This is a genomic window from Streptomyces sp. NPDC003327 (assembly GCF_053589515.1).
This window is the reverse complement of the sequence record NZ_JBSFSA010000003.1, coordinates 15578-33986: the sequence shown is the minus strand read 5'-3', so window position 1 is coordinate 33986 and position 18409 is coordinate 15578. Positions and strand designations below refer to the sequence as shown.

Here is an 18409-nt window from a genome sequence, read left to right as displayed (position 1 = left end):
ACCCGACGGAAGCCGCGAAGGCCCCTGGCGTACGCTGGTTCGGTCCGTCAGAGAACCTCCGAAACACCTCCGAAGCCCTCCGAAAGGGGACAGTCCCGGTGACCGAGAAGGCCGCGCTCCAGTCCGTTCTCGACCGCGCCGCCGCGGGCGGCCGGATCACCCCCGAGGAGGCGCTCGACCTCTACCGCTCGGCGCCCCTGCACGCGCTGGGCGCCGCCGCCGACGCCGTGCGCCGCCGCCGGTACGCGGGGACCGAGCACATCGCGACGTACATCATCGAGCGCAACATCAACTACACGAACTCCTGCGTCACCGCGTGCAAGTTCTGCGCCTTCTTCGCCGCGCCGAAGAGCCCCGACGTGTGGACCCGCGACCTCGACGACATCCTGCGCCGCTGCGCGGAGACCGTCGAGCTGGGTGGCACCCAGATCATGTTCCAGGGCGGGCACCACCCGGACTACGGCGTGGAGTACTACGAGGAGCACTTCGCGGCGATCAAGAAGGCGTACCCGCAGCTCGTCATCCACTCCCTCGGCGCGTCCGAGGTCGAGCACATGGCGCGCATCTCGAAGGTCTCCACCAAGGAAGCCATCCAGCGCATCCACGCCGCCGGTCTCGACTCCTTCGCCGGTGCCGGTGCCGAGCTGCTGCCCGCCCGCCCCCGCAAGGCCATCGCGCCCCTCAAGGAGTCCGGTGAGCGCTGGCTGGAGATCATGGAGGAGGCGCACGGCCTCGGTGTCGAGTCGACGTCCACCATGCTCATGGGCACGGGCGAGACCAACGCCGAGCGCATCGAGCACCTGCGCATGATCCGCGACGTGCAGGACCGGACCGGCGGCTTCCGCGCCTTCATCCCGTACACCTACCAGCCGCAGAACAACGCGCTGAAGGGCCGCACGCAGGCCACCCTCTTCGAGTACCTGCGCATGATCGCCGTCGCGCGGCTCTTCCTCGACAACGTCGCCCACATCCAGGGCTCCTGGCTCACCACGGGCAAGGAGGTCGGCCAGCTCTCCCTGCACTACGGCGCCGACGACCTCGGCTCGATCATGCTGGAGGAGAACGTCGTCTCCTCGGCCGGTGCCAAGCACCGCTCCAACCGCCTGGAGATCATCGACCTCATCCGCAAGGCCGGCCGGGTGCCCGCGCAGCGCGCCACCACGTACGAGCACCTCGTCGTCCACGACGACCCGGCGAACGACCCCGTCGACGACCGTGTCGTCTCCCACATCTCGTCCGTCGCGATCGAGGGCGGCACGGCCCACCCCGAGCTGAAGCTCCTCGACGCGAACTGACCGGCCGTGCTGACGATCCACGTCGCCGAGGCGTCGCCCGAGACCGCCGTCCTCGTCGACGGCGCGCGCCTCGCCGCCGTCGGCCCGTACGAGGAGCTGGCCGCCGCCCACGAGGACGCGCGGCTGCGGCGCTGGCCGGGCATCCTCACGCCCGGCCTGCTCAACCCCTACGGTCCCGAGCTGCTCGAAGCCACCTACCACCCCGACCCGCGCGAGGCCGACGCGCTCGGCACCGAGCCGATCGCGGGGGAGCGGGCGCGGGCGATCTTCCGCGCCGACCCGGCCCGGCTCGGCGCCAGCGCGCGGCGGGGGGTGCAGCGGCTGCTCGCCCACGGGACCGTCGCCGTCGCGGGCGAACTGCGCGGCCGGGCCGCGCAGGACGCGGTGCGGCGGGCCGGGCTCGCGGTGGGGCAACGCCCGCCGGGCCTCCCGGGGCCGCCGTCCCTGTCGCCGGTCCCGCTGGTGCTGCTGCCCCGCCTGGCGGCGGGCGGCCCGGCGCGGTTCGCCGTCTTCGACGTCCCCGACCGGACCGCGCTGGTCCGGCAGGGCGCGTCCACCTGCGTCGCCACCGTCCTCGGCGGCCGCCTCGTCTTCCGCCGCCGCTGACCGGCGTTCGCGCACTCCCTCATCTCTCCCGAAGGCGCCCGCCGCCAAAAGGCTGAAGCGGTACGGGACGGGAAAAGGGCGGCTGCGACAATGGCCGGGTGACCCGAGCCAACCTGGACAAGCAGCCGCACGAAGTCGCCTCGATGTTCGACGACGTGGCGGCGAACTACGACCTCACCAACGACGTGCTCTCGCTCGGCCAGGACCGGCGCTGGCGCAAGGAGGTCGCCAAGGCCGTCGACGCGCGCCCCGCGCAGAAGGTCCTCGACCTCGCCGCCGGCACCGCCACCTCCTCGCAGCCCTTCGCGCGGGCCGGGGCGTACGTCGTGCCCTGCGACTTCTCGCTCGGCATGCTGCGGGTCGGCAAGAAGCGCCACCCGTGGATGCCGTTCACCGCCGGCGACGGCACGAAGCTGCCCTTCCGCGACGACGTGTTCGACGCCGTCACCATCTCCTTCGGGCTGCGCAACATCCAGGACACCGAGCAGGCGCTGCGCGAGCTGTACCGGGTGACGAAGCCCGGTGGCCGGGTCGTCATCTCCGAGTTCTCGCACCCCACCTGGGCGCCCTTCCGCACGGTGTACGAGGAGTACCTGATGCGCGCGCTGCCCCCGGTGGCCCGCGCCGTGTCGTCCAACCCCGACGCGTACGTCTACCTCGCCGAGTCGATCCGGTCCTGGCCCGACCAGCCGACGCTCGCCGGTCTGCTGCGGAAGGCCGGCTGGTCGAAGGTGGCCTGGCGCAACCTGTCCGGCGGCATCGTCGCCCTGCACCGCGGCTTCAAGCCGTAGTCCCCCCGCTCGTACACTGCCCCCATCCTTCCCTCGACCTCACCGGGAGACCCGCCGTGACCGAGCAGCCCCTCTCCGAGCACAGCGCGGACGTCATCGTCGTCGGAGCGGGACCGGCCGGCTCCACCACCGCGTACTACCTCGCGAAGGCGGGACTCGACGTCCTGCTCCTGGAGAAGACCGCGTTCCCGCGCGAGAAGGTCTGCGGCGACGGCCTCACCCCGCGCGCCACCAAGCAGCTCGTCGCCATGGGCATCGACATCTCCGAGGAGGCCGGCTGGCTGCGCAACAAGGGCCTGCGGATCATCGGCGGCGGCGTACGGCTCCAGCTCGACTGGCCCGACCTCGCCTCGTACCCGGACTACGGACTCGTCCGCAAGCGCGACGACTTCGACGAGCAGCTCGCCCGGCAGGCGCAGAAGGCGGGAGCCCGGCTGTACGAGCGCTGCAACGTCGGCGCGCCGGTCGTCGACGACCGCACGGGCCGGATCACCGGCGTCCACGCCAAGCTCGGCGACGAGAAGCGCGAGGTCACCTTCCACGCGCCGCTCGTCGTCGCCGCCGACGGCAACTCCACCCGCCTCTCCCTGGCGATGGGCCTGCACCGGCGCGAGGACCGGCCGATGGGCGTCGCCGTCCGCACGTACTTCACGACCCCGCGGCACGAGGACGACTACCTGGAGTCCTGGCTGGAGCTGTGGGACCGGCGCGGCCCGCAGGACCGGCTGCTGCCCGGCTACGGCTGGATCTTCGGCATGGGCGACGGCACCTCCAACGTCGGCCTCGGCATCCTCGACTCCTCCTCCGCCTTCAAGGAGCTGGACTGGCGCGAGGTCCTCAAGGCCTGGTGCGCCTCGATGCCGGAGGACTGGGGCTTCACCCCGGAGAACATGACGACGCCGATCCGCGGCGCCGCCCTCCCGATGGCGTTCAACCGCCAGCCGCACTACACCAAGGGCCTGCTGCTCGTCGGTGACGCGGGCGGCCTGGTCAACCCGTTCAACGGCGAGGGCATCGCGTACGCCATGGAGTCCGGCCAGATCGCGGCCGAGGTCATCGTGCAGGCGCACGCCCGCGCGACCCCCGCCCAGCGCGAGCTGGCCCTGCTGAACTACCCGCGGATCCTGAAGGACACCTACGGCGGGTACTACACGCTCGGCCGCGCCTTCGTGAAGCTCATCGGCAACCCGAAGATCATGAAGATCGCGACCCAGCGCGGCCTGACCCACCCGCTCCTGATGAAGTTCACCCTGAAGATGCTGGCGAACCTCACGGACCCGACGGGCGGCGACGCGATGGACCGCATCATCAACGGACTGTCGAAGGTGGCCCCGAAGGCCTGAACCCGGCCCGGTAGGCGGTCGGGGAGAGCCCGACCGCCCGGGTGAAGTGACGGCGGAGGTTGGCGGCCGAACCGAGGCCGCTCTCCTCGCCGATCCGCTCCACCGGCAGGTCCGTGGACTCCAGGAGCGCCCGCGCCCGCGCCACCCGCTGGGCGAGCAGCCACTGGAGCGGGGTGGTGCCGTGGGCCTCCCGCACCCTGCGGTGGAAGGTGCGCGGGCTCATCCGGGCCCGCCGCGCGAGGCCGTCCACCGACAGCGGCTCGCGCAGGTGCGCGCGGGCCCAGTCGAGCACCGGCCCGAGGCTCTCCTCGTCGCTCGGCGGCAGCGGTGCCTCGACGAACTGCGGCCGTCCGCCCGGCCGGTGGGCCGGGACGACGAGGCGCCGGGACAGCTCGCCCGCCACGCCCGCGCCGAGGTCGTTCCGCACGAGGTGCAGGCAGAGGTCCAGGGCCGACGCGGCGCCCGCGCAGGTGAGCACGCGGCCGCCGTCGGTGTAGAGCACCGAGGCGTCGACGGTGACCCGCGGGTGCCGGGCGGCCAGCGCGGGGGCGTAGTTCCGGTGGACGACGGCCCGGTGACCGTCGAGGACCCCGGCCGCGGCGAGCGCGAAGGCGCCGGTGCACATCGACACCATGCGCGCCCCCGACGCGCCGGCCTCCCGCAGCGCGGCGACGAGGTCGGCGGGCAGCTCCGCCCGGCCCTCGGCCACCGCGTCCGGCACCGAGGGCACGACGACCGTGTCGGCGCCGACGACCGCGTCGAGGCCGTGGGTGGCGTGCGGGGCCGGGCCGCACACCCGCAGGGCGTACCAGGGGTCGGCGAGGTCGGGCTGCGGCACCCCGAAGACCATGGAGACGGTGGACAGCTCGTACAGGTCCCACGGCGAGAGGGCACCCCGCTCGTCGGGGACGAGGACGACGGCGACCGTTGCAGCGCTCATGCCCCCGACCGTACGCCGGGGCACTGACAGCCTGGCAGGAACCGTGCGCCGGACGTCAGTTCCGCCGCTGTCGGCGCGCGGCCCGCGCTGCGAGCGTGGAGCCATGACCACACGCACCAACACCAGCACCGGCACGCGGACGACCACCCGCACCGGCACGCAGAAGAACGACAGCGCCGGCACGCAGCGCCCTCCCGTGACCGTCATCGGCCTCGGGCAGATGGGCGCGGCCCTCGCGGGCGCCTTCCTCGACGCCGGCCACCCCACCACCGTCTGCAACCGGACGCCCGACAGGGCCGCCCCGCTCGTGGCGCGCGGAGCCGTCCTCGCGGCGACCGTCACCGAGGCGGTCGAGGCGAGCGGGCTCGTCGTGGTCTGCGTCCTCGACTACCCGGCGGTCCGCGCCCTGCTCGCCCCCGCCGCCGGGTCGCTGCGCGGCCGCGTCCTGGTCAACCTCACCTCCGGCTCGCCCGAACAGGCCCGCGCCGAGGCCGAGTGGGCCGCCGCGCACGGCGCCGGGTACCTCGACGGCGGCATCATGACGACCCCGCCGGGGGTCGGTGACTCCGCGAGCATGATCCTGTACGCGGGCGGTGCCGGGCTCCTCGCCGAGCACCGGGCGACCCTGGAGGTCCTCGGCGACCCCGTCGACCTGGGGGCGGACGCGGGACTGGCCTCGCTGTACGACGCCGGGCTGCTCGGCCTGATGTGGTCCGTCTTCGGCGGCTGGCTGCACGCCACCGCGCTGGCGGGCGCGGACGGGGTGCCGGCCGAGGAGTTCACGGCGGTGGCGGTGCGCTGGCTGCGCACGGTGTCCTGGTTCCTCACGACGTACGCGGACCAGATCGACGCGGGGGAGTACCCGGGCGACGACGCCACCATCGACGTCCAGGTCGCGACCATCGGGCACCTGCTGCACGCGGGGGAGGAGCGGGGGGTCGACGGGCGGCTGCCCCGGCTGCACCTGGAGCTGATGCGGGAGGCGGTCGAGGCGGGCCACGGCGGGGACAGCTACGCCCGGATCATCGATTCGTTCCGGAAATAGCGGGCACCCGGTCCCCGTGGCGTGGAACGGAAAAGCCGTCACTCCCCCGAGGAGTGACGGCTTTTCTCCGTGTATGTCCCGGAATCAGAAGATCCGGACGGCGCCCGACGGCGTGTCCCAGTCGAGGGAGCGCTCGACGACACCGGTCGACGGGTTCTGCGCGCCGACGTACATGCCGCCGCCGACGTAGATGGCGACGTGGTACGAGCCGCTGCGGGAGCCCCAGTAGAGGATGTCGCCCGGCTGGAGGTTGCTCAGGGAGACCGAGGTGCCCATGCTCGACTGCTGGTACGAGATGCGCGGCAGGTCGATGCCGGCCTCGCGGTAGGCGGCCTGGACGAGGCCCGAGCAGTCCCACGAGTTGGGGCCGGTGCCGCCGGAGACGTACGCGTCGCCGATCTGGGCACGGGCGAAGGCGACGATCGCGGCGGCGGAGCCGGAGGGGGCCTCCGTCCGGGTCTCGCTGCCCGACGTGGAGGAACCGCTGTCCGAGGAGGAGGACGAGCCCTCCGAGGAGCCGGAGGTGGTGGAGAGCTGCGTGCGCGCCGTGTCGCGGGTGGAGCGCTCCAGGGCCTCGGCGCGCTCGCGCTCGGCCTTGGCCTTCGCCTCGGCCTCGGCACGGGCCTTCTCGGCGCGCTCGGCCGCGGCCTTGCGGTCGGCGTCGGCCTTGGCCTTCTTGGCCTCCTGGGCGGCCTTCTGCAGCGCGGCGGTCTCCAGGGCCTGGAGGCTCTGGTCGAGGGCCTCCTGCTGGGACGCCTCGGCGGAGGCGGAGACGGCGCTCGCGAGGTCGGTGCCGAGCGAGCCCAGGGTGGGCATCTCGATGGTCTCGGTCACCGGCTCGGCGTTCGCCGGACCGGCAGCGCCGGCCACCGCGATGGTGCTGAGGACGCCACCGGCAACTCCGGCGCGGAGCGCCAGCTTCGAGGCGCTGCGGCGGGGCTTCCGGTGGCTGGGTATGTGAGCGGTGTGGGACATGGGACAACCGCTATCAGGGCTTCGCGGTTCCCTTCAAGAAACGTGGGGTGCGCCACAGTTGCGTGCGGAAGGGGCGAATCCGCCGCCGTGACGCCCTTATTGACGCCGTAACGGGCAAAACGGGCACGGGTCAATCAGCCCTTGATCACGGCTTTTCAATGAAACGTCCGAATTGCCTGTCGCTTACCACCTCTTCACACGGATGGCCAAGCCCCGCTTCCGTGGCCCGTTTCGAGCGTGACGCAGGTCACAGAAAAGCTCGTGAACGCATGCACACGTCCACCGCCGTCCTTCCGGCCCCCCGACCGGGCGACGGTCGGATCCCGTATCACCCGTTCGCGTCCATCGCCAATTTGCTTGCATGCCCCATCTCTTGATAGGGGACACCTGCTCTGAGCTGCTCTTTCCGGTCCGGATGTCACATCTGGTGATCACCTGGGCGCTTCGCGCGACAAGATCACCGCTCATCCGACTTCATGATCCTTCGTCAGGTGGTGGAGATCACAAATCCGTTGGCGCACCCCGTGTCGCAGATCACAGAGGGGCAGGCATAAGATGCGGGGCAGTCCGGCTTGTGAACTGCCTCACATGGGGGCGATCTTCCGCGAGCGGACGGTGCGGTCCAACGGTCAAGGACGACTGGAAGGAGCGAGGAGCGTGAATGCGTACGCGCCCGTCCTCGTGCTCGGTGCCCTGGGTGCGGGGTTTGCGATCTTCTCCGTGGTCATGGCCACGCTAATCGGGCCAAAGCGGTACAACAGGGCAAAGCTTGAGGCGTACGAGTGCGGCATCGAGCCCACGCCGACGCCCGCCGGGGGAGGCCGCTTCCCCATCAAGTACTACCTGACGGCGATGCTCTTCATCGTCTTCGACATCGAGATCGTCTTCCTCTACCCCTGGGCCGTCACCTTCGACGCCCTGGGGCTTTTCGGGCTCGTGGAGATGCTGCTCTTCGTGCTCACCGTCTTCGTCGCCTACGCCTACGTGTGGCGGCGCGGCGGCCTGGAATGGGACTGAGGGGCTGAGGGGCACCTATGGGACTCGAAGAGAAACTCCCGAGCGGCTTTCTGCTGACGACGGTCGAACAGGCCGCGGGCTGGGTGCGCAAGGCGTCCGTCTTCCCCGCGACCTTCGGCCTCGCCTGCTGCGCCATCGAGATGATGACCACCGGCGCCGGCCGGTACGACCTGGCCCGCTTCGGCATGGAGGTCTTCCGCGGCTCCCCGCGCCAGGCCGACCTGATGATCGTGGCGGGCCGCGTCAGCCAGAAGATGGCGCCCGTCCTGCGGCAGGTCTACGACCAGATGCCGAACCCCAAGTGGGTCATCTCGATGGGCGTCTGCGCCTCCTCGGGCGGCATGTTCAACAACTACGCGATCGTGCAGGGCGTCGACCACATCGTCCCGGTCGACATCTATCTGCCGGGCTGCCCGCCGCGCCCGGAGATGCTCATCGACGCGATCCTCAAACTCCACCAGAAGATCCAGACCTCCAAGCTCGGCGTGAACGCCGAGGAGGCGGCCCGCGAGGCGGAGGAGGCGGCGCTGAAGGCGCTGCCGACGATCGAGATGAAGGGTCTGCTGAGGTGAGCGACGCACGCGCGGCCGCCGGGCCGCAGATGACGACGAAGCGCGAGCCTCTGCGCCGCGCGGGCGGAGAAGCGAAGAGGTCTGCACCGTGAGCGACGAGACACCCAACCCCGACAAGGAGCTGAGCGAGCAGAACCTGCCCGGTCAGCGGGGGGATCACGGCGAGGAGGTCCGCGTCCAGCGCGGCATGTTCGGCGCTCAGAGCGGGGCCGACACCTCCGGCTACGGCGGCCTGGTCCGGTCGATCCGGCTTCCGGGCGCCGCGACCCGCCCGTACGGCGGCTGGTTCGACGAGGTCGCCGACGAGCTGGAGGGCGCCCTGGAGGAGCAGGGCCTCGTGCCGGAGAACGCCGTCGAGAAGACGGTCGTCGACCGGGGCGAGCTCACGTTCCACGTCGAGCGCGAGCACCTGGTCCGCGTGGCCCGCACCCTGCGCGACGACCCGGCCCTCCGCTTCGAGCTGTGCACGGGCGTCTCGGGCGTCCACTACCCGGGCGACAAGGGCCGCGAGCTGCACGCCGTCTACCACCTGCGCTCGCTCACCCACGGCCGGCTGATCCGCCTGGAGGTCTCGGCGCCCGACGCCGACCCGCACATCCCGTCGCTCGTCCCGGTCTATCCGACGAACGACTGGCACGAGCGCGAGACGTACGACTTCTTCGGCATCGTCTTCGACGGCCACCCCGCCCTCACCCGGATCATGATGCCGGACGACTGGCAGGGCCACCCGCAGCGCAAGGACTACCCCCTCGGCGGCATCCCCGTCGAGTACAAGGGCGCCCAGATCCCGGCTCCGGACCAGCGGAGGTCGTACTCGTGAACAGCACCGCTTCCTCCCCCCGCGAAACGACCGAGGGCAGCGTCTACACGGTCACCGGCGGCGACTGGGACGAGGTCGTCCAGTCCGCCGCCAAGGCCGACGACGAGCGCATCGTCGTCAACATGGGCCCCCAGCACCCGTCCACGCACGGCGTGCTCCGGCTCATCCTGGAGATCGACGGCGAGACCGTCACCGAGGCCCGCTGCGGCATCGGTTACCTCCACACGGGCATCGAGAAGAACCTCGAGTTCCGGACCTGGACGCAGGGCACGACCTTCGTCACGCGCATGGACTACCTCACCTCGTTCTACAACGAGACGGCGTACTGCCTCGGCGTGGAGAAGCTCCTCGGCATCACCGACCAGGTCCCGGACCGCGCCAGCGTCGTCCGCGTCCTGCTCATGGAGCTGAACCGGCTCTCCTCGCACCTGGTCTGCATCGCCACCGGCGGCATGGAGCTCGGCGCCACCACGATCATGATCTACGGCTTCCGGGACCGCGAGATGATCCTGGACCTGTACGAGCTGATCACCGGCCTCCGGATGAACCACGCGTTCATCCGCCCCGGCGGCCTCGCCCAGGACCTGCCGCCCGGCGCGGTCGACGCCGTCCGCGAGTTCGTGAAGACCATGAAGAAGAACCTGCCGGAGTACGACAAGCTCGCCACCGGCAACCCCATCTTCAAGGCCCGCATGCAGGACGTCGGCCACCTCGACCTCACCGGCTGCATGGCCCTCGGCGCCACCGGCCCGATCCTGCGCTCCGCGGGCCTCCCGCACGACCTGCGCAAGACCGACCCGTACTGCGGCTACGAGCAGTACGACTTCGAGGTCCCCACCGCCGACAGCTGCGACGCCTACGGCCGTTTCCTCGTCCGCCTGGAGGAGATGCGCCAGTCGCTGCGGATCGTCGAGCAGTGCCTCGACCGGCTGGCGCCCGGACCCGTCATGGTCGGCGACAAGAAGATCGCCTGGCCCGCGCAGCTCGCCCTCGGCCCCGACGGCCTCGGCAACTCCCTCGACCACATCAGGAAGATCATGGGCACCTCCATGGAGGCCCTGATCCACCACTTCAAGCTGGTCACCGAGGGCTTCCGGGTCCCCGCGGGACAGGCCTACGTGGCCGTCGAGTCCCCCAAGGGCGAACTCGGCGTGCACGTCGTCTCCGACGGCGGCACCCGCCCCTTCCGGGTCCACTTCCGCGACCCGTCGTTCACCAACCTCCAGGCCATGGCGGCGATGTGCGAGGGCGGCCAGGTCGCCGACGTCATCGTCGCCGTCGCCTCCATCGACCCCGTGATGGGAGGCGTCGACCGATGACGGAGCACGCGACCGAGAACGCGACCGGGAACGGGACCGAGTACCCGGCCGGGAACGTCAGCCTGGGAATGCCCCAGCTCCCCCCGCCGCCCTACCCGGCGGACGTCCGTGCCCGCCTGGAGGCGGACGCCGGGGAGATCATCGCCCGCTATCCCGGCTCCCGCTCGGCGCTCCTGCCGATGCTGCACCTCGTGCAGTCGGAGGAGGGCCACGTGACCCGCACCGGCATGCAGTTCTGTGCCGACATGCTCGGCCTCACCACGGCCGAGGTCACCGCCGTCGCCACCTTCTACACCATGTACCGCCGCAAGCCGTCCGGCGACTACCAGGTCGGCGTCTGCACCAACACGCTCTGCGCGGTCATGGGCGGCGACGCCATCTTCGAGGAGCTGAAGGAGCACCTCGGCGTCGGCAACAACGAGACCACCCCCGACGGCAAGGTCACCCTCGAGCACATCGAGTGCAACGCGGCCTGCGACTTCGCGCCCGTCGTGATGGTGAACTGGGAGTTCTTCGACAACCAGACGCCCGAGTCCGCCAAGAAGATGGTCGACGACCTGCGCGCGGGCCGCACCGTCGAACCCACCCGCGGCGCCCCGCTCTGCACCTTCAAGGAAACCGCCCGCATCCTCGCCGGCTTCCCCGACGAGCGCCCCGGCGCCGTCGAGGCCACCGGCGGAGCGGGCCCCGCATCCCTCGTCGGCCTCCGCCTGGCCAAGGGCGAGGCCCCGCACCACCGAATCGTCCACCCGCGCGGCGAAGCGGCCGGTCAGGAGGGAGAGTGATGACCTTGGCGGCCGAACTCAACAACAGCAGCCCCGAGAAGCTGCTCGCCCCCGTCCTCTCGGCGTTCTGGGACCAGCCCGACTCGTGGACCCTGGAGACGTACGAGCGGCACGAGGGCTACCAGGGCCTCAGGCGGGCCCTCGCGATGAGTCCCGACGACCTCATCGCGTACGTGAAGGAGTCGGGCCTCCGCGGCCGCGGCGGCGCCGGCTTCCCCACCGGCATGAAGTGGCAGTTCATCCCGCAGGGCGACGGCAAGCCCCACTACCTCGTCGTCAACGCCGACGAGTCCGAGCCCGGCACCTGCAAGGACATCCCCCTCCTCTTCGCCAACCCGCACTCCCTGATCGAAGGCATCGTGATCGCCTGCTACGCGATCCGCTCCCAGCACGCCTTCATCTACCTGCGCGGCGAGGTGGTGCCCGTCCTGCGCCGCCTCCACGAGGCCGTGCGCGAGGCGTACGCCGCCGGCTACCTCGGCCGGGACATCCTCGGCAGCGGCCTCGACCTCGAACTGACCGTGCACGCCGGCGCCGGCGCGTACATCTGCGGCGAGGAGACCGCCCTGCTCGACTCGCTCGAAGGACGGCGCGGCCAGCCCCGGCTGCGGCCCCCCTTCCCCGCGGTCGCCGGTCTGTACGCCTGCCCCACCGTCGTGAACAACGTCGAGTCCATCGCGTCCGTTCCCGCGATCCTCCACAAGGGCAAGGACTGGTTCACCTCCATGGGGACCGAGAAGTCCCCCGGCTTCACGCTCTACTCGCTCAGCGGCCACGTCGCCAGCCCCGGCCAGTACGAGGCCCCGCTCGGCATCACCCTGCGCCAGCTCCTCGACATGAGCGGCGGCATGCGCCCCGGCCACCGCCTCAAGTTCTGGACCCCCGGCGGCTCCTCCACCCCCATGTTCACCGAGGAGCACCTCGACGTGCCCCTCGACTACGAGGGCGTCGGCGCCGCCGGATCGATGCTCGGCACCAAGGCGCTGCAGTGCTTCGACGAGACCACGTGCGTCGTCCGGGCCGTCACCCGCTGGACCGAGTTCTACGCCCACGAGTCCTGCGGCAAGTGCACCCCCTGCCGCGAGGGCACCTACTGGCTCGTCCAGCTGCTCCGCGACATCGAGGCCGGCCGGGGCGTCCTGTCCGACCTCGACAAGCTGAACGACATCGCCGACAACATCAACGGCAAGTCCTTCTGCGCCCTCGGCGACGGCGCCGCCTCGCCGATCTTCTCCTCGCTGAAGTACTTCCGCGACGAGTACGAGCAGCACATCACGGGCAAGGGCTGCCCCTTCGACCCGGCCAAGTCGACCGCCTGGGCGGACAACCACAAGGAGGTGACCGCGTGACCGTCATCGCCTCCTCGCCCGGCGGCGGCAGCCCGGCCGTGCCGCCGGAGGATCTCGTCACGCTGACCATCGACGGCGCCGAGATCTCCGTCCCCAAGGGGACGCTGGTCATCCGTGCCGCCGAACAGCTCGGCATCGAGATCCCCCGGTTCTGCGACCACCCCCTCCTCGACCCCGCGGGCGCCTGCCGCCAGTGCATCGTCGAGGTCGAGGGCCAGCGCAAGCCGATGGCCTCCTGCACCATCACCTGCACCGACGGCATGGTGGTGAAGTCCCAGCTGACCTCGCCCGTCGCCGAGAAGGCGCAGCACGGCGTGATGGAGCTGCTCCTCATCAACCACCCGCTGGACTGCCCCGTCTGCGACAAGGGCGGCGAGTGCCCCCTGCAGAACCAGGCCATGTCCCACGGACAGGCCGAGTCCCGCTTCGAGGGCGTCAAGCGGACCTACGAGAAGCCCGTCAACATCTCCACCCAGGTCCTCCTCGACCGCGAGCGCTGCGTGCTCTGCGCCCGCTGCACCCGCTTCTCCAACCAGGTCGCGGGCGACCCGATGATCGAGCTGATCGAGCGCGGCGCGCTCCAGCAGGTCGGCACCGGCGAGGGCGACCCCTTCGAGTCGTACTTCTCCGGCAACACCATCCAGATCTGTCCGGTCGGCGCCCTCACCTCGGCCGCCTACCGCTTCCGCTCCCGCCCCTTCGACCTCGTCTCCTCGCCGTCCGTCTGCGAGCACTGCGCCGGCGGCTGCGCCACCCGCACCGACCACCGGCGCGGCAAGGTCATGCGGCGGCTCGCCGCCGAGGACCCCGAGGTCAACGAGGAGTGGATCTGCGACAAGGGCCGGTTCGCCTTCCGGTACGCACAGCAGCGCGACCGGCTGACGACCCCCCTCGTCCGCAACCCCGACACCGGCGTCCTGGAGTCCGCGTCCTGGCCGGAGGCCCTGGAAGCCGCCGCCCGCGGGCTCGTCCGCGGCCGGACCGGCGTCCTCGCGGGCGGCCGGCTGACGATCGAGGACTCCTACGCGTACGCCAAGTTCGCCCGGGTCGCCCTCGACACCAACGACGTCGACTTCCGGGCCCGGGTCCACTCCGGCGAGGAGGCCGACTTCCTCGCCTCCGCTGTCGCGGGCCGCGGCCGCGACCTGGACGGCACCGGCGTCACGTACACCACCCTCGAAGCCGCCCCGGCCGTCCTCCTCGTCGGCCTGGAGGCCGAGGAGGAGGCGCCCGGCGTCTTCCTGCGGCTCCGCAAGGCCTGGCGCAAGCGCGGCCAGCGGACGTACGCCGTCACCTCCCACGCCACCCGCGGCCTGGAGAAGGCCGGCGGCACCCTGCTGCCCGCCGCCCCCGGCACCGAGACCGAGTGGCTCGACGCCCTCACCTCCCGCGTCGGTCTCTCCGCCGACGGCGCCGCCGCGGCCGAGGCCCTCCGGCAGGAGGGCGCCGTCATCGCCGTCGGCGAGCGGCTCGCGGGCGTGCCCGGCGCGCTCACCGCCGCCCTGCGCGCCTCGGTCGCCACCGGCGCGCGGCTCGTGTGGATCCCCCGCCGCGCCGGCGAGCGCGGCGCCGTCGAGGCGGGCGCCGTCCCGAGCCTGCTGCCCGGCGGCAGGCCCGCGACCGACCCGCGTGCCCGCGAGGAGGTCGCCGCCGTCTGGGGCGTCCGCGAACTCCCGCACGGCTACGGCCGCGACACCGGGCAGATGGTCGAGGCCGCCGCCACCGGCGAACTCGCCGCGCTGCTCGTCGGCGGCGTCGAGGTCGCCGACCTGCCCGACCCGGCCCGCGCGCGGGAAGCCCTCGACGCGGCGTTCGTCGTCTCCCTGGAGCTGCGGCCCAGCGAGGTCACCGCGCGCGCCGACGTCGTCCTGCCGGTCGCCGCGGTCGCCGAGAAGGCCGGCACCTTCCTCAACTGGGAGGGCAGGGCCCGGCTCTTCGAGGCCGCGCTCAAGCCCGAGCAGATGACGAGCGCGCTCGCCCCGGCCGACCACCGCGTCCTCCACATGCTGGCCGACGCCCTCGACGCCCACCTCGGCCTGCCCGACCTGAAGACGGCCCGGCGCGAGCTGGACCGGCTCGGGCGCGGCACCGGGGAGCGGGCCACCGAGCCCACCGCGCACGCGGTGCCCGCGCCCCGGCCCGGCGACGGCGAGGCCGTCCTCGCCGGGCACCGGCTGCTGCTGGACCTCGGCAGGCTCCAGGAGGGCGACACCGCCCTGGCCGGCACCCGCCACGCGGCGGTCGCCCGGCTCTCCGCCGCCACCGCCGCCGACACCGGCGTCAAGGACGGCGACACCCTCGAAGTCACCGGCCCCGCCGGCTCCGTCGCCCTCCCGCTGCGGGTCACCGAGATGCCCGACCGGGTCGTCTGGCTGCCGCTGAACTCCACCGGCCACGGCGTCCTCGCCGACACGGGCGCGCACCCCGGCGACCTGGTCCGCATCGGCCCGGCGGCCCCGAGCCACGTCGACGTCACGGAGGTGCAGGCATGAGCGCGTACGTCGTCGCGGCCGAGGACCTGTCCATGTTCGGGACGGACCCCTGGTGGCTCGTCGCGATCAAGGCCGTCTTCTGCTTCGCGTTCCTGATGGTCACCGTGCTCTTCTCCATCGTGTGGGAGCGCAAGGTCGTCGCCTGGATGCAGCTGCGCATCGGCCCCAACCGGCACGGCCCCTGGGGCATGCTCCAGTCCCTCGCCGACGGCATCAAGCTGATGCTGAAGGAGGACGTGATCGTCAAGCGGGCCGACAAGGTCGTCTACGTCCTGGCCCCGATCGTCGCCGCCGTCCCGGCCTTCATGGCGATCGCCGTGATCCCCTTCGGCCCGGCCGGCAACGAGGTGTCGATCTTCGGACACCGCACCGCGATGCAGCTCACCGACCTGCCGATCGCGATGCTGTACGTCCTCGCCGTCGCCTCCGTCGGCATCTACGGCATCGTCCTCGCCGGCTGGTCCTCCGGCTCCACGTACCCGCTCCTCGGCGGCCTGCGCTCCTGCGCGCAGATGATCTCGTACGAGATCGCCATGGGCGCCGCCTTCGCGTCCGTCTTCCTCTACTCCGGGTCGATGTCGACGTCGGCGATCGTCGAGGCGCAGGCCGACCGCTGGTTCGTGCTGCTCCTGCCGGTCTCGTTCATCATCTACGTCGTCACGATGGTCGGCGAGACGAACCGCGCCCCGTTCGACATGCCGGAGTCCGAGGGCGACCTCGTCGGCGGCTTCAACACCGAGTACTCCTCCATCAAGTTCGCGATGTTCATGCTCGCCGAGTACGTGAACATGGTGACGGTCTCGGCCGTGTCCGTGACGCTCTTCCTCGGCGGCTGGCGGGCCCCGTACCCGGTCTCCACCTTCTGGGAGGGCGCCAACCACGGCTGGTGGCCGATGCTCTGGTTCGTCGTCAAGGTGCAGCTGCTGCTGTTCTTCTTCATCTGGCTGCGCGGCACGCTGCCCCGCGTCCGCTACGACCAGCTGATGAAGCTCGGCTGGAAGGTCCTCATCCCGGTCTCCGTGGTCTGGCTGATGCTGGTCGCCACCGTGCGGGCGCTGCGCAACGAGGACATCGCCCTCTCCAACATCGTCCTGTACGTGGCCGGTGCCGTCCTCGCGGCGCTGCTGCTCTCCTTCGTCGTGGACGTGTTCCGCGACCGGAAGGCCAGGGCGGCCGCCGCGGCCGAGCCGGAGGCCGCAGGCGCCTTCGACCCGATGGCCGGCGGGTTCCCCGTGCCGCCCAAGCCCGGACAGACCCTGCCGCCCGTGCCGCGGCGCAGGCCCCGACACCAGCGGGACCTCGTTGTCAGTGGTGGCCCCGATACTGCTACCGAGAGTGATGAGAGGGGGACGGACGGTGTCTGATTTCCAGAATCCGGTGGCCGGCTTCGGCGTGACCTTCAAGGCCATGTTCAAGAAGCGGCTGACCGAGCAGTACCCGGAGCAGCCGAAGACCACGGCACCCCGCTTCCACGGCCGGCACCAGCTCAACCGTCACCCCGACGGGCTGGAGAAGTGCGTCGGCTGCGAGCTGTGCGCCTGGGCGTGTCCCGCCGACGCCATCTACGTGGAGGGCGCCGACAACACGGACGAGGAGCGCTACTCGCCCGGCGAGCGGTACGGCCGCGTCTACCAGATCAACTACGCCCGCTGCATCCTGTGCGGGCTGTGCATCGAGGCCTGCCCCACCCGGGCGCTCACGATGACGAACGAGTTCGAGCTGGCCGACTCCTCCCGCCAGAACCTCATCTACACCAAGGAGCAGCTGCTCGCCGGCCTGGAGGAGACCATGGTCGACACGCCGCACGCGATCTTCCCCGGCATGACCGAGCAGGACTACTACCGGGGCCTCGTCACCGAGGCCGCGCCCGGGACGGTCCCGCAGGTCGCCGTGTCCAAGGGGGAGAAGGGCGAGCCGGAGGAGGCGGACGCATGAGCGCCAACCTCGCGGCCTACGCCACCTCCTCGGGCGAGGCCTTCCAGTTCTGGGTCCTCGGCACCGTCGCCGTCGTCGGTGCCCTGTGCACGATCCTCATGCGGAAAGCCGTGCACTCGGCCCTCTGCCTCGCCGGGACGATGATCGTGCTCGCGGTCTTCTACCTCGCGAACGGCGCGTACTTCCTCGGCATCGTCCAGATCGTCGTCTACACCGGCGCGATCATGATGCTGTTCCTCTTCGTCGTCATGCTCGTCGGCGTCACCGCCGCGGACTCGCTGAAGGAGACCCTTAAGGGCCAGCGCTGGTGGGCGGCCGCCTGCGGGCTCGGCTTCGGCGTGCTGCTGATCGCCGGCATCGGCCAGGCCGCCCTCACCGAGTTCAACGGCCTGGGCGCGGCGAACACCGCGCACGGCGGAAACGTCGAGGGCATCGCGGCCCTCGTCTTCACCAAGTACGTCTTCGCCTTCGAGATCACCGGCGCGCTGCTGATCACCGCCGCCGTCGGCGCGATGGTCCTCACCCACCGGGAGCGCACCGAGCGCGCCCGCACCCAGCGCGAGCTCGCCGAGCAGCGCGTCCGCGAGGGCAGGCACCTGCCGCCGCTGCCCGCCCCCGGCGTGTACGCCCGGCACAACGCCGTGGACATCGCCGGTCTGCTGCCCGACGGCACCCCGTCCGAGCTGACCGTGATCTCGACCCTGCGCAAGCGGGGCCAGGTCCGGGACGTGTCGACCGAGGCGCTCGCCGACCTCAAGGCCCTGGAGCAGCGCTCGGAGGAGCGGCTCGGCCGGGATCGCGAAGAGGAGGCCAACCGGTGAATCCCGTCAACTACCTGTACCTCGCCGCCCTGTTGTTCACCATCGGTGCGGCCGGGGTGCTGATCCGGCGGAACGCGATCGTGGTCTTCATGTGCGTGGAGCTGATGCTCAACGCCTGCAACCTCGCGTTCGTCGCCTTCTCCCGCATGCACGGCAACCTCGACGGCCAGGTCATCGCGTTCTTCACGATGGTCGTGGCCGCCGCGGAGGTCGTCGTCGGGCTCGCGATCATCGTGTCCGTCTTCCGTGCCCGCCACTCGGCCTCGGTCGACGACGCAAGCCTGATGAAGTTGTGAGGGGCTGA

General features: G+C 71.4%; 18 protein-coding genes. 16 read left to right on the top strand and 2 right to left on the bottom strand.

All coding sequences use genetic code 11. The features are described from left to right. The first annotated feature begins 98 nt into the window (after positions 1 to 98). The 4 genes from mqnC to ACWDVG_RS03315 all read left to right on the top strand — a co-directional run bounded on the left by mqnC (position 99) and on the right by ACWDVG_RS03315 (position 4035). On the top strand, positions 99 to 1295 hold the full coding sequence (gene mqnC / locus ACWDVG_RS03330) for a cyclic dehypoxanthinyl futalosine synthase (RefSeq protein ID WP_451695698.1): 1197 nt from the start codon (positions 99 to 101) through the stop codon (positions 1293 to 1295). A 6-nt stretch (positions 1296 to 1301) separates the two neighbouring features. After that, complete coding sequence (locus ACWDVG_RS03325) at positions 1302 to 1901, top strand: imidazolonepropionase-like domain-containing protein (RefSeq protein ID WP_451695696.1); 600 nt, start codon at positions 1302 to 1304, stop codon at positions 1899 to 1901. Between the two features lie 98 nt (positions 1902 to 1999). After that, complete coding sequence (locus tag ACWDVG_RS03320) at positions 2000 to 2692, top strand: demethylmenaquinone methyltransferase (RefSeq protein WP_451695694.1); 693 nt, start codon at positions 2000 to 2002, stop codon at positions 2690 to 2692. A 56-nt stretch (positions 2693 to 2748) separates the two neighbouring features. Further along, complete coding sequence (locus ACWDVG_RS03315) at positions 2749 to 4035, top strand: geranylgeranyl reductase family protein (RefSeq protein ID WP_451695692.1); 1287 nt, start codon at positions 2749 to 2751, stop codon at positions 4033 to 4035. On the opposite strand, the gene ACWDVG_RS03310 is transcribed toward ACWDVG_RS03315, so the two are convergent. Next, a complete protein-coding gene (locus ACWDVG_RS03310; protein WP_451695690.1) occupies positions 4001 to 4975 on the bottom strand; it encodes a GlxA family transcriptional regulator in 975 nt (324 codons plus the stop codon). The genes ACWDVG_RS03315 and ACWDVG_RS03310 overlap by 35 nt on opposite strands. A 103-nt stretch (positions 4976 to 5078) precedes the next feature. On the opposite strand from ACWDVG_RS03310, the gene ACWDVG_RS03305 reads away from it, so the two are divergent. Continuing rightward, positions 5079 to 6020 carry an NAD(P)-dependent oxidoreductase gene (locus tag ACWDVG_RS03305; RefSeq protein ID WP_451695688.1) on the top strand — a complete coding sequence of 314 codons (942 nt, stop codon included), beginning with the start codon at positions 5079 to 5081 and terminating at the stop codon, positions 6018 to 6020. A gap of 84 nt (positions 6021 to 6104) precedes the next feature. On the opposite strand, the gene ACWDVG_RS03300 is transcribed toward ACWDVG_RS03305, so the two are convergent. Then, a complete protein-coding gene (locus ACWDVG_RS03300) occupies positions 6105 to 6995 on the bottom strand; it encodes a C40 family peptidase (protein ID WP_451695686.1) in 891 nt (296 codons plus the stop codon). A 657-nt stretch (positions 6996 to 7652) separates the two neighbouring features. Here ACWDVG_RS03300 and ACWDVG_RS03295 point away from each other — a divergent pair. The 11 genes from ACWDVG_RS03295 to nuoK all read left to right on the top strand — a co-directional run bounded on the left by ACWDVG_RS03295 (position 7653) and on the right by nuoK (position 18401). Beyond that, on the top strand, positions 7653 to 8012 hold the full coding sequence (locus ACWDVG_RS03295; RefSeq protein ID WP_019888619.1) for an NADH-quinone oxidoreductase subunit A: 360 nt from the start codon (positions 7653 to 7655) through the stop codon (positions 8010 to 8012). Positions 8013 to 8029: 17 nt separating this feature from the next. Further along, on the top strand, positions 8030 to 8584 hold the full coding sequence (locus ACWDVG_RS03290; RefSeq protein ID WP_053743379.1) for a NuoB/complex I 20 kDa subunit family protein: 555 nt from the start codon (positions 8030 to 8032) through the stop codon (positions 8582 to 8584). Between the two features lie 88 nt (positions 8585 to 8672). Further along, positions 8673 to 9404: an NADH-quinone oxidoreductase subunit C gene (locus ACWDVG_RS03285; RefSeq protein ID WP_451695684.1), complete on the top strand. Its 732-nt coding sequence runs from the start codon at positions 8673 to 8675 to the stop codon at positions 9402 to 9404. After that, the gene (locus ACWDVG_RS03280) at positions 9401 to 10723 is read left to right on the top strand and encodes an NADH-quinone oxidoreductase subunit D (RefSeq protein WP_451695682.1); all 1323 of its coding nucleotides are present in this window, start codon (positions 9401 to 9403) and stop codon (positions 10721 to 10723) included. The genes ACWDVG_RS03285 and ACWDVG_RS03280 overlap by 4 nt, the downstream gene beginning before the upstream one ends. A 68-nt stretch (positions 10724 to 10791) precedes the next feature. Then, on the top strand, positions 10792 to 11508 hold the full coding sequence (nuoE, locus tag ACWDVG_RS03275) for an NADH-quinone oxidoreductase subunit NuoE (protein ID WP_451696151.1): 717 nt from the start codon (positions 10792 to 10794) through the stop codon (positions 11506 to 11508). Next, the gene (gene nuoF / locus ACWDVG_RS03270) at positions 11508 to 12857 is read left to right on the top strand and encodes an NADH-quinone oxidoreductase subunit NuoF (RefSeq protein ID WP_451695680.1); all 1350 of its coding nucleotides are present in this window, start codon (positions 11508 to 11510) and stop codon (positions 12855 to 12857) included. Before nuoE ends, nuoF begins: the two co-directional genes overlap by 1 nt. After that, the gene (locus ACWDVG_RS03265) at positions 12854 to 15349 is read left to right on the top strand and encodes an NADH-quinone oxidoreductase subunit G (RefSeq protein ID WP_451695678.1); all 2496 of its coding nucleotides are present in this window, start codon (positions 12854 to 12856) and stop codon (positions 15347 to 15349) included. The genes nuoF and ACWDVG_RS03265 overlap by 4 nt, the downstream gene beginning before the upstream one ends. Further along, a complete protein-coding gene (nuoH, locus tag ACWDVG_RS03260; protein ID WP_451695676.1) occupies positions 15346 to 16713 on the top strand; it encodes an NADH-quinone oxidoreductase subunit NuoH in 1368 nt (455 codons plus the stop codon). Before ACWDVG_RS03265 ends, nuoH begins: the two co-directional genes overlap by 4 nt. Then, positions 16688 to 17284, top strand: a complete 597-nt coding sequence (nuoI, locus tag ACWDVG_RS03255; RefSeq protein WP_451695674.1) for an NADH-quinone oxidoreductase subunit NuoI — start codon at positions 16688 to 16690, stop codon at positions 17282 to 17284. Before nuoH ends, nuoI begins: the two co-directional genes overlap by 26 nt. Further along, complete coding sequence (locus ACWDVG_RS03250; RefSeq protein ID WP_451695672.1) at positions 17281 to 18105, top strand: NADH-quinone oxidoreductase subunit J; 825 nt, start codon at positions 17281 to 17283, stop codon at positions 18103 to 18105. The genes nuoI and ACWDVG_RS03250 overlap by 4 nt, the downstream gene beginning before the upstream one ends. Further along, the gene (gene nuoK, locus ACWDVG_RS03245; protein WP_423675224.1) at positions 18102 to 18401 is read left to right on the top strand and encodes an NADH-quinone oxidoreductase subunit NuoK; all 300 of its coding nucleotides are present in this window, start codon (positions 18102 to 18104) and stop codon (positions 18399 to 18401) included. The genes ACWDVG_RS03250 and nuoK overlap by 4 nt, the downstream gene beginning before the upstream one ends. Positions 18402 to 18409: the final 8 nt, after the last annotated feature.

Coding starts and splice junctions, on each gene's coding strand:
- ACWDVG_RS03310 (WP_451695690.1), bottom strand. CDS start 4,975: ATGAGCGCTGCAACGGTCGCCGTCGTCCTCGTCCCCGACGAGCGGGGT.
- ACWDVG_RS03305 (WP_451695688.1), top strand. CDS start 5,079: ATGACCACACGCACCAACACCAGCACCGGCACGCGGACGACCACCCGC.
- ACWDVG_RS03300 (WP_451695686.1), bottom strand. CDS start 6,995: ATGTCCCACACCGCTCACATACCCAGCCACCGGAAGCCCCGCCGCAGC.
- ACWDVG_RS03290 (WP_053743379.1), top strand. CDS start 8,030: ATGGGACTCGAAGAGAAACTCCCGAGCGGCTTTCTGCTGACGACGGTC.
- nuoE (WP_451696151.1), top strand. CDS start 10,792: ATGCCCCAGCTCCCCCCGCCGCCCTACCCGGCGGACGTCCGTGCCCGC.
- nuoF (WP_451695680.1), top strand. CDS start 11,508: ATGACCTTGGCGGCCGAACTCAACAACAGCAGCCCCGAGAAGCTGCTC.
- nuoH (WP_451695676.1), top strand. CDS start 15,346: ATGAGCGCGTACGTCGTCGCGGCCGAGGACCTGTCCATGTTCGGGACG.
- nuoI (WP_451695674.1), top strand. CDS start 16,688: ATGAGAGGGGGACGGACGGTGTCTGATTTCCAGAATCCGGTGGCCGGC.
- ACWDVG_RS03250 (WP_451695672.1), top strand. CDS start 17,281: ATGAGCGCCAACCTCGCGGCCTACGCCACCTCCTCGGGCGAGGCCTTC.